The organism is Raoultibacter phocaeensis (assembly GCF_901411515.1).
Lineage (GTDB): Bacteria > Actinomycetota > Coriobacteriia > Coriobacteriales > Eggerthellaceae > Raoultibacter > Raoultibacter phocaeensis.
The window spans coordinates 718,600-731,153 of the sequence record NZ_CABDUX010000002.1 but is presented as its reverse complement, the minus strand read 5'-3'; the positions used below and the strand labels follow the sequence as shown (position 1 = coordinate 731,153).

General features: G+C 57.7%; 12 protein-coding genes and 3 tRNA genes. 7 read left to right on the top strand and 8 right to left on the bottom strand.

Annotation, left to right across the window (positions count from 1 at the left end; all coding sequences use genetic code 11):
• Positions 1-534, top strand: coding sequence for a GNAT family N-acetyltransferase (locus tag FJE54_RS10970; RefSeq protein ID WP_139652811.1), 534 nt, complete (start codon positions 1-3; stop codon positions 532-534).
• 16 nt (positions 535-550) lie between these two features.
• On the opposite strand, the gene FJE54_RS10965 is transcribed toward FJE54_RS10970, so the two are convergent.
• Positions 551-635, bottom strand: a tRNA-Leu gene (locus tag FJE54_RS10965).
• Between the two features lie 278 nt (positions 636-913).
• Between FJE54_RS10965 and sstT the strand changes: the two genes are divergently transcribed.
• The gene (sstT, locus tag FJE54_RS10960; RefSeq protein WP_139652810.1) at positions 914-2,179 is read left to right on the top strand and encodes a serine/threonine transporter SstT; all 1,266 of its coding nucleotides are present in this window, start codon (positions 914-916) and stop codon (positions 2,177-2,179) included.
• A gap of 64 nt (positions 2,180-2,243) precedes the next feature.
• Here sstT and FJE54_RS10955 read toward each other — a convergent pair whose 3' ends face one another.
• Together FJE54_RS10955 and FJE54_RS10950 are read right to left on the bottom strand one after the other, a co-directional pair.
• The gene (locus tag FJE54_RS10955) at positions 2,244-3,647 is read right to left on the bottom strand and encodes a sensor histidine kinase (RefSeq protein WP_139652809.1); all 1,404 of its coding nucleotides are present in this window, start codon (positions 3,645-3,647) and stop codon (positions 2,244-2,246) included.
• The gene (locus FJE54_RS10950; RefSeq protein ID WP_439653133.1) at positions 3,644-4,375 is read right to left on the bottom strand and encodes a response regulator transcription factor; all 732 of its coding nucleotides are present in this window, start codon (positions 4,373-4,375) and stop codon (positions 3,644-3,646) included. The genes FJE54_RS10955 and FJE54_RS10950 overlap by 4 nt, the downstream gene beginning before the upstream one ends.
• A 168-nt stretch (positions 4,376-4,543) precedes the next feature.
• Here FJE54_RS10950 and FJE54_RS10945 point away from each other — a divergent pair, with 168 nt between their 5' ends.
• Together FJE54_RS10945 and FJE54_RS10940 are read left to right on the top strand one after the other, a co-directional pair.
• A complete protein-coding gene (locus FJE54_RS10945; protein ID WP_139652808.1) occupies positions 4,544-5,326 on the top strand; it encodes an ABC transporter ATP-binding protein in 783 nt (260 codons plus the stop codon).
• Complete coding sequence (locus FJE54_RS10940; RefSeq protein ID WP_139652807.1) at positions 5,316-7,409, top strand: ABC transporter permease; 2,094 nt, start codon at positions 5,316-5,318, stop codon at positions 7,407-7,409. The genes FJE54_RS10945 and FJE54_RS10940 overlap by 11 nt, the downstream gene beginning before the upstream one ends.
• A gap of 62 nt (positions 7,410-7,471) precedes the next feature.
• Here the strand turns inward: FJE54_RS10940 and FJE54_RS10935 are convergent, their stop codons facing one another.
• Complete coding sequence (locus FJE54_RS10935; RefSeq protein ID WP_139652806.1) at positions 7,472-8,047, bottom strand: DUF4230 domain-containing protein; 576 nt, start codon at positions 8,045-8,047, stop codon at positions 7,472-7,474.
• 273 nt (positions 8,048-8,320) lie between these two features.
• Here FJE54_RS10935 and FJE54_RS10930 point away from each other — a divergent pair, with 273 nt between their 5' ends.
• Together FJE54_RS10930 and FJE54_RS10925 are read left to right on the top strand one after the other, a co-directional pair.
• A complete protein-coding gene (locus FJE54_RS10930) occupies positions 8,321-8,692 on the top strand; it encodes a hypothetical protein (RefSeq protein ID WP_255467388.1) in 372 nt (123 codons plus the stop codon).
• Positions 8,693-8,899: 207 nt separating this feature from the next.
• Positions 8,900-9,331 carry a MarR family winged helix-turn-helix transcriptional regulator gene (locus FJE54_RS10925; protein ID WP_139652805.1) on the top strand — a complete coding sequence of 144 codons (432 nt, stop codon included), beginning with the start codon at positions 8,900-8,902 and terminating at the stop codon, positions 9,329-9,331.
• A gap of 116 nt (positions 9,332-9,447) precedes the next feature.
• Here the strand turns inward: FJE54_RS10925 and FJE54_RS10920 are convergent.
• The 3 genes from FJE54_RS10920 to FJE54_RS10910 all read right to left on the bottom strand — a co-directional run bounded on the left by FJE54_RS10920 (position 9,448) and on the right by FJE54_RS10910 (position 10,700).
• Positions 9,448-9,523 (bottom strand) — tRNA-Lys (locus FJE54_RS10920).
• Positions 9,524-9,609: 86 nt separating this feature from the next.
• Positions 9,610-9,686, bottom strand: a tRNA-His gene (locus FJE54_RS10915).
• A 156-nt stretch (positions 9,687-9,842) separates the two neighbouring features.
• Positions 9,843-10,700 (bottom strand): DegV family protein, encoded by an 858-nt coding sequence (locus FJE54_RS10910; RefSeq protein ID WP_139652804.1) that lies wholly within the window; start codon positions 10,698-10,700, stop codon positions 9,843-9,845.
• A 155-nt stretch (positions 10,701-10,855) separates the two neighbouring features.
• Between FJE54_RS10910 and FJE54_RS10905 the strand changes: the two genes are divergently transcribed.
• Positions 10,856-11,395, top strand: coding sequence for a DUF1836 domain-containing protein (locus FJE54_RS10905; protein WP_139652803.1), 540 nt, complete (start codon positions 10,856-10,858; stop codon positions 11,393-11,395).
• A gap of 104 nt (positions 11,396-11,499) precedes the next feature.
• On the opposite strand, the gene FJE54_RS10900 is transcribed toward FJE54_RS10905, so the two are convergent.
• On the bottom strand, positions 11,500-12,411 hold the full coding sequence (locus tag FJE54_RS10900) for a diacylglycerol/lipid kinase family protein (RefSeq protein WP_139652802.1): 912 nt from the start codon (positions 12,409-12,411) through the stop codon (positions 11,500-11,502).
• Positions 12,412-12,554: the final 143 nt, after the last annotated feature.

The window sequence follows — 12,554 nt, the reverse complement described above, 5'->3', positions numbered from 1 at the left end:
ATGGCCATACATATAGAGACCAGTAGGCTTATCCTTCGAGATTGGAAAGAACCTGATCTCGAAGCTTTCACAGAGATGAATTCAGACAAGCACGTCATGCGCTATTTCCCTGAAACCTTAACCGAAGCGCAAACCCTTGCGTTTTTCGAAATCATTCAAAGAGAGTTCGTGGAATATGGGTTCGGACTCTATGCGGTAGAAGAAAAGAACAGCAAAGACTTCCTTGGGTTCGTAGGATTCCATCACGCAAACTTTGATGCCGATTTCTGTCCTTGCATAGAGATTGGATGGCGACTAAAAAGGGAATACTGGAGAAAAGGCTATGCAACTGAAGGAGCGCGATCGTGTCTTGAACATGGATTCAAACACCTTGCCTTCGACAGGATCTACAGCTTCACTGCCATTGAAAACACACCCTCCCAAGGTGTCATGAAGAAAATCGGGATGCAAGTATTCGAATACTTCGATCATCCTGCAGTACCAGATAACAACCCGCTCAAACCCCATGTTTGCTACATGGTCGAAAACAAATAAAAAGAGAAAACTGAAATGGTGCGGGCGAAAGGACTTGAACCTTCACACCTTTCGGTACCAGAACCTAAATCTGGCGCGTCTGCCAATTCCGCCACGCCCGCACATCGACATAGTGCCGCGAGAACCAACGCCCGCAGCATCAAGACATGATACCAAATCATACGCCGCTTTCCCAAAAGAACATTCCGATGCTTACAGGTTCTGCGGGGATGCGCGGGTCTTCCGCAACGGTACCGCACGGCATCGCTTTACCGGTTAGCAGCTTCCCTTTCCCAGCGTTCTGCTATTATGGTCGAGTTGCAACCGACGAATCGGCTCGGCTGCGCAAGCCAATCAAAGCGTGGGCGCCACCGCCCTCGGAAAGATAGGGGTTTCGCTCGTGAAAGAACTGTTCAGAAAGTACAACGACATCAGCTTGATCAAGCGCATCGTCGTCGGTCTCATCATCGGCGCGGCGCTCGGGGTGTTCTTCCCCGGAATCGAGCTCGTCACGCTGCTCGGATCACTGTTCGTATCGGCCCTGAAAGCCGTCGCCCCCATCCTCGTGTTCTTCCTCGTCATCAGCGCACTCGCCAACGCGCGCTCGGACGGATCGATGAAGACCGTCATCGTCCTGTACGTAATCAGCACGCTCGTCGCAGCACTCGTGGCGGTTGCCGCAAGCTTTTTGTTCCCGCTCACGCTTACGCTCACCGATGCGGTCGAGCAGGCTTCGCCGAGCGGCATCGGAGAAGTGCTCACCACCGTCATCATGAACGTGGTCGACAACCCCGTAAACGCGCTCATGAACGCGAACTACGTCGGCATACTCGCATGGGCAGCCGTGCTCGGCATCGCGCTTCGCATGGCGAGCGATGGAACGAAAAGCGTGTTCACGAGCGTATCCGACGCCGTTTCGCAGGTGGTGCGCTGGGTTATCAGCTTCGCCCCCTTCGGCATCCTCGGCCTCGTGTACACGTCGGTTTCCACAAGCGGGCTCGAGATATTTACCGAGTACGGCCAGCTTCTGCTCGTACTCGTGGGCTGCATGATCTTCATCGCACTTGTCACCAACCCGCTCATCGTGTTTCTGAGCATCCGCAAGAACCCCTTCCCGCTCGTGCTGCGCTGCCTGAAAGACAGCGGCATCACCGCGTTCTTCACGCGCAGCTCGGCAGCCAACATCCCCGTCAACATGGAGCTGTGCCGCAAACTCGGACTCGACAAGGATAACTACTCGGTGTCCATCCCGCTCGGCGCAACCATCAACATGGCCGGTGCCGCCGTCACCATCGCCGTCATGACCATGGCGGCTGCAAACACCGTCGGCGTCTCGGTCGATTTGCCGACGGCCGTGATCCTCTGCGTGCTCTCCGCCGTGTCGGCGTGCGGGGCCTCGGGCGTAGCGGGCGGATCGCTTCTGCTCATCCCGCTCGCCTGTTCGCTGTTCGGCATCGGCAACGATATCGCCATGCAGGTCGTGGCCATCGGCTTCATCATCGGCGTGATCCAGGATTCATGCGAGACGGGACTCAACTCCTCGTCGGACGTGCTGTTCACCGCAACGGCCGAGTACCGCACCTGGAACAAAGAGAAGCGCTCGTACAAGGCAGGCGCCCTCATCGAAAAGAGCGATCCCGTCGAGGAAGCGAAAGCGTTCGACTAAAAGCCGGCGCATCCATCATACGCAAGCACGAGGGGCCCTGCGGGGCCCCTCTCGTATCCAGGGCTCACGCGTGGCGCATCGGCAGGTAGAGCGTCGCCGTAAAGCCCTTTCCGCCCTCGCCCGCAAGCTGCATAACGCCGCCGTGTGCACGCACGATCTTCTCGACAAGCACGAGGCCGAGCCCGTGCTGCGCCTGCTGCGGACGCTCGTCGGAAGAGCCCGACGCCGCCTGGAGGATCCTGCTTTGCAAAAGGATCATGTCGCTCATCGGCATGCCCGCCCCCGTATCCGAAACGACGATGGAACAGTACTCGGCCGTCTTGTCTTTGCGCGCACGCAACGCCACCTCGATCGTGCAGCCGTCCGGGTTGTGCACCATCGCGTTTTGCACGAGGTTCTGCACAGCACGCTTCACGAGGCGTCGGTCGCCCACAAGCACGAGATCCTGCGCCGAGGCGTCGATCGCAAGATCGAGCTCGTAGCCGTCCGGCACGCCGCCGTTCAGATAGTCCGCGATGATCTCGCGCAAGAGCCCTGCCACGCGCACCTCTTCCACATTGAGCGGCTGCATGTCGTATTCGAGCTGCGAGGCTGCGTTCAAATCGAGTACGAGGTCCTTGATCCGAAGGCCTTGCGTGCGGATGATCGCCGCATCGTCGCGCACGCGCTCTGGTACCGCCTCGTTGCCCGCAATGCCATCGGCGTAACCGGTTATCATCGAAAGCGGCGTGCGGATGTCATGCGAGATGCCCTTGATCCAGCTATTGCGCGCATCGTCCTTCTTCCTGATGATCTCCGACGCCTCGTTGATGCGCTCCCCCACTTCTTTCATATCGCCGCCGAGACTTACAGAAACCGCCTGGCCCTTTGCCAGATCGTCGAGCGCTTCGGTCAAGGGGGCTATGCTCTTTACCGTACGTCGCCTCGAAACGAGGTAGGCCACGAAGAAGATGAGCAGATCAGCCGTAAGGATCAAAAGCACGTACATCGGCACGCGGCCGATCACCTCGCGCGGAAAGCCCGTCGTCGCATACATCGCATAGCTCGTCTCGGGAAAGCCCACCACCAGCAACCCGTCGCCGCGCGACCAGACGAACGCAGGGTAATCCTCAAGGTACCCGTAATGGGCGAACAAGGCGACATCGTTGATCGAATAGTGTTTGACGACCTCGTCGGGCGGCTTGTACTTCCACAGAAGATCGCCTTCGGGCCCGATAAGCAGCGCCCATGCGCCTGCCCCGTCGAGCATATCCGCCGCACTCCCTTCGAACAAAAAATCCGTCCCATCCTCATCGGGCGAAAGCGCATCGGAAACGGTTCTGACGATCGTTGCCGGCTCCGAAAGCGTTGTATCGGACTCGTACAGGGCAATGACGATATAGAGCACCAAATCGACAACCACGATGAGGAACGCCAACGCAGCGAACGCAAGCAACTGCTTGGTGAAGAATTTTGGAAAGCTCTTCACGCTCCCACCACGAGCTTGTAGCCGAGCCCCTTGACGGTCACCAGCGATTCAGGCGCAGAGGGATCAGCCTCGATCTTCTCGCGCAGACGCCGTATGTGGGCCATGAGCGAGTTCTCGTAGCCGAACGTCGTGCCCCAGCACGCATCGCAGATAGCGTCGATGGTAACGATGCGCCCCGCGTTGCGCGCGAGCACGCTCAGTATCTCGTGTTCTTTCGCCGTCAGCGTGATCGTGCTCCCGTCTGCACGCTTCACCTCGGCATTCGCAAGATCGACCTTGCATGCGGCCAAATCGAGCATCGGATCCTCATCGGCATAGCAGCGCCTGAGCACCGCCTTGATGCGCAAAACGAGCTCTTGGGGCAAAAACGGCTTGGGTATATAGTCGTCCGCCCCGAGGCCCAGCCCCGACAACCGGTCGTGCGGCTCGTCCTTCGCGGTGAGGAACATCGCGGGGGTCTTCGCGTAGCAGCCAATCCGACGAACGTTCGACAGAAGCGTGAATCCGTCCATGCCGGGCATCATAACGTCGAGCACGAACAGGTGCACCGGGTTTTCGACACCGCGCGCGCTCTCGCAGTACGAAAGCGCCTCGCGGGGACTACCGAACGAGATGACGTTTCCGAACCCCGCCTGGGAAAGAATCGTCTCAAGCATGCGCAAAAGGCCGGGCTCGTCGTCGACGAGCATGATGCGCTTGCGCGCAAGATATGAGTCTTCGGTATTCACGGGCACACCTCCAAACGTATTAAACCACGCAAAGCCCGATCCAAAAAGCCTCTGCAGGTGAAGTAAGGAAGATGTAAGGAAGCGCGAAGGGCAGCGTAAAGCACGCTCGGTAGGCTTGGATGCGATAGGAAGCGCGTCATTCGACGCTGACGGAGAAAAGGAAGTCCCATGGCACAACAAAGCCTCCTCGAGGTGCGCAACCTCACAAAACGATACGGATCGAATGCGAAGCGCGACGGCTCGTCGACACTTGCGCTCGAAGGCGTGAGCTTTCTGGTGGAAGCGGGCGAATTCGTGGGCATCATGGGGCCGTCGGGGTCGGGGAAGAGCACGCTGCTCAACTGTATCGCCACCATCGATACGCCCACCTCGGGCACCGTCTCGATCAGCGGCCAAGACGTGACGAAACTCGATTCCAAGCAGCTCTCGACGTTTCGGCGCGACCAGCTCGGATTCGTGTTTCAAGACGCGAACCTCCTCGATACGCTCACGGCGTTCGAAAACATAGCGCTCGCCCTCACCATAAAGAAGACGCCCGCGAAGGAAATCGAAGCGAGGGTGCGCACCGTTGCCGAACAGCTTTCGATCTCAGATACACTCGCGAAGTACCCCTACCAGCTTTCAGGCGGCCAGAAGCAGCGCGTTGCCGCCGCACGCGCGACTGTCGGCCATCCGAGCCTTATCCTTGCCGACGAGCCGACCGGGGCGCTCGACTCCAAATCGGCTGCACAGCTCCTCGAAACGTTCGAGCTGTTACACGGCCTCGGGGCCACGCTTCTCATGGTAACGCATGACCCGGTGACGGCAAGCTACTCAAACCGCATCGTCTTCATAAAAGACGGCGCACTCGCAGGCCAACTCAAGCGCGGAGACAAAGACCGCAAGGCGTTCTTCAACGACATCGTCACGATCACCTCGCGGCTCGGAGGTGATCAGGCAGATGCATGCTAAGCTCGCCTTCGGAAACGTTCGCAAATCCCTGCATGATTTCGGCGTGTACTTCGTTACGATCCTCTTGGGCGTGGCGGTGTTCTACGCGTTCAACTCCATCACCGACCAAGAGGCGATCACGTTTTTAGGGAACGCCAACAAGATGATGGAGCTTCTGGGTATGATCATCGACGGGGTTTCGGTGTTCATCGTGGTCATCCTCGCATTTCTCGTCATATACGCCGATCGATTCCTCATAAGGCGCCGCAAAAAGGAATTCGGCATGTACCTGTGCCTCGGCATGCGGCAATCCGACGTCATCAAAATCACCGCGCTCGAAACGCTCATCGTGGGAGCCGTTTCACTTGCCGGCGGCCTCGTGCTCGGCATCGCGTTCTCGCAAGCGCTCCTCTATCTCACGGCATCGCTCTTCGCCGTCGAAGTGCCCGGATTCGTATTCGACGTCTCCGTTGCCGCCGCGGCAAAGACGCTCGCCGTATTCGCGATCATATTCCTCATCGCCGCGCTCGCCAACTCGCGTACCATCATGAAGGCGAAACTCATCGACCTGCTCCACGCCGACAGCAAAAACGAGGTCATGAAGCTTCGGAGCCTTCCGCTTTCGCTCGTCCTGTTCGTCGTGAGCTGCATTGTCATCGGCATCTCGTACAAGCTGCTCATCGATAACGGCTTGCTCGAACCCTCGCCTCAGTTCGCAGCGGCAACCGTACTCGTCTGCGTTGGCACCGTTTTGTTCTTCTACTCGCTTTCGGGGTTTCTTCTGCGCCTTATCCAGCTTGTTCGCCCCGTATACCTGCGCGGGCTCAACATGTTCACGCTGCGCCAGCTCAACAGCAAGGTGAATACGACGTTTCTTTCCATGTCGGTCATCTGCATCACGCTGTTTTTAGCCATTACGAGCGTCTGCGGCGGCATCGGCATCTGCAATACGCTCACCGCGCAAATAGATAAGAGCACCGGCTACAGCGCGACGGTGCGCTCGCTGTTCGGCACCTACACCTCCGAGGACGGCTACATCCCCGAAGATATCGGCGCATTCGGCGAATTCGCCGCATCCAAGGGCTATGCTATGGAGGAGGGCTTGCGCGAAAGCGCCGAAACGCTCGGTCTGGGCGATTTCGATGTGCTGGTGGAAAACGCCGTGCAAGTGGACTTCATGGTCGACACGCATGACAACATCACGATCGGCGATCTTGACCGGGCACTCGGCAAAACGGTGAAGGAGTACGCGGGCTCGTCAGTAAACGAGGGATACGAGAAATACCCCATCTACCTCGTCGCCCTCTCGCAGGTCAACGATGCGCTCGCCCTCGCTGGAAGAGATGCGATCGAGCTTAAGCCGGGCACGTGCGCCGTCATCGCCGATTCCAGTCTGCTCGCCGATTATTACCGCGACCTCGTCGAAGTCGAGCCCGTTTTCGCAATCGGCGACACCGATCTTGCGCTGGCCCAGTTCAGCGACTACTGCTTGGAAACCACGCCGTTCCCCATGAATACGGGCGCACTCGTGATACCCGACGAGGCCATGCCCGAAACCGCCGCGATCGGCTATTCGCTGCTCGACATACAGTGCCCCTCCGAAGAAGCCGCAGCAGAGCTCGAGCGGATCGCAAACGGCATCCAGGCGACCGATGTGGGAGAAACATGGCCGATCTCGATGACCCTCACCCGCCCATCCGTATACGACCAGAGCGTGGGACTCTCGACCATCATCGCCTATCTCGCCATCTACATCGGATTCGTGCTCGTCATGGCATGCGCGGCCATCCTCGCCATCCAACAGCTTTCGGAAGCGAGCGACAACGCGCGCCGCTACGGGCTGCTGCGCAAGCTCGGCGCACCTGAGGCCATGATCAAGCGGGCGCTACTCGTGCAGATCGCCATCTATTTCGCGTTTCCACTCGTCCTCGCCGTGGCGCACTCGGTGTGCGCGCTTGTTGTGGTAACCGACGTCGTAGCCGTATTCGGTCACCTCGATATCGGGCAGATGGCCGTCATGTGCGCCGCCGCGTTCTTCGTCGTGTACGGCGCGTACTTCCTGCTCACCTACTTCGGCGCAAAGCGGCTCGCGCGTGCCGACTGACGCAAAACGGGCGGCCCCAACACATGCTGGGGCCGCCCGTTTGATGGCATCCGCTCGTGCCGCTAGTGCTGCGCGACGGTTACCGTATAGGCGTTCTCGCCCTGCGTGAACGGCGCAAGCAAGCTTCCCACCGCCACCTTCGCCTGGGCGTTCGCCTGCTCGATCATGCTCACCTGATCGACCTTGCTCTCGGCATCCTGCTTGGCAAGCACGAGCGCCTCAGTGGTGTCCTGCTTGTTCTCCCAGTTGAACAACGCGAACGACTCGTCGTAAAACTCGATGGAATCGGGATCGATCGAAATGGTTTGCACTTCGGCCATAGGCAGCGCCACCGTGATGGAGCGGCCGTTCACCTCGACGCTTGCCTGCGACAGATCCACCCCGGCCCTCACCTCGGCATCGTAGACCATCGTGAACCCCTTCTTCGTAAGAAAGTCGATGTCGCCATTCTCGTAACGCACGAGTCCGCGGTATTCGAGCTTAGCAGTCGCAAGATCGCTCGATTCGCTCAATTGCTCCTGAATCGACGTCGCCGAAAGCGAAACGCTCGGCTCCATCGCTTTGTTCCACACCTGGGCACCGACGAAGCCGAGCACCACTAAGGCAACGGCTCCGATGCCGATCAGTATCTTTTTCATGATCGTTTCTTTCTCTCATGCTGCTCTGCGCATACTTGTTTTCCGCTATACCTTACCATGGCGAAACGCTCGGCTAACGCCGCTTCAACCAACAGATGCCAAAACGTCACCAGGTAATCAGGTGCGAAAACGGACGACCGGCTTGCATGCGCGTATACGCGCGGACTCATGCGGTGTACCACCTGATGCAAGCGGAAGCTTTGCGGAAATGCGCTCGTCTCCGCGCGCACCCTGATACAATGGTTTACGTACCCGTGTAACGAGAGGATAGGAATGGACGATACGATCGACACGTTGTTCGATCTCGAGCCCGAAGACAGCGCGATCAAGCCCGCGCGCCCTGCTGCTCGGCTCGTAGACACGGGCGTCCAAACCTACATCGCGCATTACACCTCCCCGATAACCGAATCGCCTACCAAGGGATACTTCGAATTTGAAAGCGAACACCGGGCATCGTCCAAGAAGAACGCGCACGATGCCCGTATCAAAATGCTCGAACTCTTCGGCAAAGAGGCCGTGAGCTGGGTTATCGACGAAGTGAAGCTCAAGAAGAAAAAAGACGATCTCTGCGGCGATCAAATCGAACTCGATTTTCGCGAACCGAAGAAACCCCGCAAACGCCGCGCCAGCAAAAAGTGGCTCTAACTGAGCACAGAGGGACGGTCCTTTCGTGCTCTGCCGAGCAGAACGAAGCGAGCAGCACGAAAGGATCGTCCCTCTGTGCTCTTCTGTGCTCCCCCGAAGATACTGGACATTTTGCCCATTTTGTATTTGATAAGTCGTTACTATCATATGGTAATTACCTATATAAGTGGAGTACAATAGCGCCAACTTCCGGGGGAAGGAGGAGTCATGATCGATGAATTCATCGACAGCCTCGAACGTCTGCACGAACGCGTCGAGGACGAGAACCGCTCGGCAATCGGGCCTTATACCGGCCGACAGCTCATGATGCTTGCATCGCTCGCCTCGTTTGATAATCCGCCGACGCTTGGCGAGTTCGCGGAGCGTATGCGGTGCTCGTATCAAAACATCAGGGTGCTCGTAGCGATACTCGAAGAGCATGGCTGCACGCATGCCGAGCACGACCCGCGCGATGCGCGCCGCCTGCGCATCGAACTAACCGACGAAGGCAAGGTTCTCACCAAACGCGTTAACAGTCATCTGAATACGATACGGCGACGCTACGAGAAGAACATCTCACAGGAAGACATGGAGGCGTTCGTGCGGGTGGTCGATGCGATACTCGCCGAAAAGGGCTATATCAGGGATTTCAAGCTGTAAGGAAGTGTTCAGGCTTCATCTGCCGCACAATGTACTAAGTGCTGCTTCGTTCAAGAAAGTACGTTCGGCATAAGAAAAGGCCAGGAGCTTTCGCTTCTGGCCTTTTTGTTTCTTTCTGGTGGACCGTGAAGGATTCGAACCTTCGACCTTGGGATTAAGAGTCCCCTGCTCTACCAACTAAGCTAACGGTCCAAGTATATCGTTTTCAACTGCACAATCGCGCCGAGCTATTGTAATGCAAGCCCGAAGTTCGTGCAAGCAATTCTTAAAAAACGCGCTGGGGTGGCTAATCGGACTCGAACCGACGACCTCCAGAGCCACAATCTGGCGTTCTAGCCAACTGAACTATAGCCACCAAGGCGCAAGCGATTAGTATAGGGGTTTTGCATCTACCGCGCAAGACCGAAATTACCGAAATTGCAGACCGCATGTGTATACGATCCCGCAGAGCGCACCGCCACCGGCTCCCAGGCGACCAACGGCACGAAACCAGCGTCTCGGATGCCGGAGCCTAATCGAGACCCTGCACCCCGATGCCGATGAGACCCGGGCCCGTGTGCACGACGAGCACGGGGCTGATCTGGCCGTCGTACACGGCTGTATGGTTTGCGACGTGGTCTTTCATTTCGGCAAGCACGCCCTCGGCCTCAAGGGCCGCATCGCCGTTTACCACGGCTATGGCGCATTCAGGGAATTCGGAGGCGAATTTCTCGGCTACGGAGAGTGCCTTTTTGAGAGATTGCTTGCGGCCACGCGCCTTCGAAACGGTGTAGTACACTCCCTCTTCATTGCAGCTGATGACGGGCCGCATGTCGAGCAAGCTTCCGACGGCGAACGTCACGAGACCGATCCTTCCGCCTTTGTGCAGGTACTCGAGCGTATCGACGCAGAAAAATACTTTCGTGTTCTTCACCACCCGAGCCATGCGCGCCTCCATCTCGGAAAACGCAACGCCCTGCTCGATGAGCTGCGCCGCTCTGATGGCCGACAGCCCCGCCCCCATGCCGATGTTCTTGGTGTCGACCACCACCGAAGACAGCTCGGGGAATTCCTGCGCCGTCGAACAAAGCAACTCGTAGGTCGCCGAAAGGCCGCTTGAGATGGTGACGACAACCGCCTGGGTGTATCCGTCGGCAATTACCTGTTCAAATACGGCTTTCGCGGATGCGGAGGAAGGCGTAGACGTGGTCGGGATTTCCTCGGAAAACCGGTCGTAGACTTCTTGGGGCGTAATCGTGACCTTGTCGAGATAGCTGCCGTCATGGTAATTGACGGTAAGCGGAACCACGTACATGCCGTACGATTCGATGAGGTTTTCGGGAACGTCGGTGCAGGAATCGACGATCAGGGCGATTTCGGTGTTTTTCATGACCCTACCTAAACTGTTTTTTAAAGCTTTATGATATAGTATTAAAAACTAGATTACGGGTATGATTACTCAATGTCAAGCGGTTTTTATAATTGACTCAATCCCCGTTGATTGGTATGCTCATCTCTTATCAGGAAAGAAAAGGACAGCACACCATGGTATCGGTAGCACGCACGGCATACGCTGCAGGACTCAAAACTATCGCTTTGCCCCGCTTCGACGAAATTCCCCGTATCGAGCTGTACATGGATCAGCTTCTCGGGTACCTCGAGGAGACGCTTCGGCCCCTGTACAGCGACAACGAGAAGATCATCACCTCATCGATGGTTAACAACTACGTGAAGCAGGGCATACTGGCGGCAACGCACTCGAAGCGCTACACGCGCAACCATATCGCGTACCTCATCGTCATCTGCACGCTGAAGCAGACGTTCTCGATAGCTGAAATCGAGCGGCTCATCGCTTCGCAGATCGCAAGCTTCGATACCGCCGTCGCTTACGACTACTATTGCAGTGCGTTCGAAAATGCCGTCAAGGCGCTGTTCGGCGACCTGAACGAAACGCCGAGAGGCCTGATCGGAACCTCGAACGAGGGGGATTTCGAGCGGGACCTCGTCCTCGCTTCCACAGCCGCCGTTGCCTACACGCTCTACATCAAGGCGAGCCTCATCGCCATGGAACCCGAATCCGAGTAGCCGAAGCATACCTTCGTGCGATACGCTTGAAGGTATGCGGCATCGGCAAAGTCCGATAGCCGCCAGCGTCGAACACAGCGAACCTCGCGCGTGGTAAAACGGTTTTACGGAACGAGAACGTTCAGCGCACGCGGGACGACGGATACGTCGAAACTCGATGCCGGTATCGGCTCGCCGTCGATCTGTGCGGGAGGCGCTTCATCGAAACGGATCGAAAGCGATGCCGCCCTCCTGAACTCGAGCTGCTTGAACCTGGTATGGTGCGCGTTTTTCGCCAACAGGAAGATGAGCACTGCTTTCGGGATGCCGAGCGGCGGATGGGCTATACACAGATCAAGCAGGCCGTCGCGCGCCGAGGCGTCAGGGCATATCGTAAATCCCCCGCCGTACGTCGGCCCGATTTGCACTGCGAACAAAAGCATGCTGCTCTCAAACGGCTCTCCCCCGTCGATCTGTGCAGAAAACCGATGTTCCGTGATGTTGTGAAGCAGCATATCGATGCCGCTGGCCAGAAACAGCGGCGTTCCTGTCTTTCCGGTTCGCTTTCTCCGCTCCACCGTATCGAGCGCGATAGCCGCGTCGAGGCCGAACGAAAGCGTCTCAGCGAAGTATTCTCCGTTGCATAATCCAAGGTCGAGCGCCACAGGCGATGCAGCGACGAGCTGGCGAATCGATGTCTCGAGATCAAACGACATACCGAGCGTACGGGCGTAGTCGTTGCCCGAGCCCAAAGGCAGCAGCCCAAATGCAGGCCGTACGGCCTCATCGATTTCCATGAGTCCGTTGACCACTTCGTGCACGATCCCGTCGCCCCCTAGCGCAACAACGGTGTCGAACGCACCCGATTGCGCCGCTATGCGGGTCGCATGCAACGGCTCCTCAGTCATAGCAAGCTCGAACGAGCCCTCAGGGAGTAATCGGCGCAAATGCTCGCCCGCACGCTCGGCAGCGGCAGCACCGTTGCCGTTTTGCGCGACGGGGTTCGCCACTACAAGCGTCTTTCCCAAGTATGTCATGCATCCCCCAACCATCCACGTGCTTCAAGCGCTCAGCGCATCCTTACTTACCATGCAACGACCAGTATAAAGGTTCTTCGCGCCGACGTTTCGCGCAGCGGAAATTACCGATCTGAAACTGCGCGTTCCCAATCGCGTATCAG

What these genes read in the sequence shown, in the direction of transcription:
- FJE54_RS10970 (WP_139652811.1), top strand. Translation starts at nt 1, where the DNA reads ATGGCCATACATATAGAGACCAGTAGGCTTATCCTTCGAGATTGGAAA.
- FJE54_RS10945 (WP_139652808.1), top strand. Translation starts at nt 4,544, where the DNA reads ATGGCACAACAAAGCCTCCTCGAGGTGCGCAACCTCACAAAACGATAC.
- FJE54_RS10940 (WP_139652807.1), top strand. Translation starts at nt 5,316, where the DNA reads ATGCATGCTAAGCTCGCCTTCGGAAACGTTCGCAAATCCCTGCATGAT.
- FJE54_RS10935 (WP_139652806.1), bottom strand. Translation starts at nt 8,047, where the DNA reads ATGAAAAAGATACTGATCGGCATCGGAGCCGTTGCCTTAGTGGTGCTC.
- FJE54_RS10930 (WP_255467388.1), top strand. Translation starts at nt 8,321, where the DNA reads ATGGACGATACGATCGACACGTTGTTCGATCTCGAGCCCGAAGACAGC.
- FJE54_RS10925 (WP_139652805.1), top strand. Translation starts at nt 8,900, where the DNA reads ATGATCGATGAATTCATCGACAGCCTCGAACGTCTGCACGAACGCGTC.
- FJE54_RS10910 (WP_139652804.1), bottom strand. Translation starts at nt 10,700, where the DNA reads ATGAAAAACACCGAAATCGCCCTGATCGTCGATTCCTGCACCGACGTT.
- FJE54_RS10905 (WP_139652803.1), top strand. Translation starts at nt 10,856, where the DNA reads ATGGTATCGGTAGCACGCACGGCATACGCTGCAGGACTCAAAACTATC.
- FJE54_RS10900 (WP_139652802.1), bottom strand. Translation starts at nt 12,411, where the DNA reads ATGACATACTTGGGAAAGACGCTTGTAGTGGCGAACCCCGTCGCGCAA.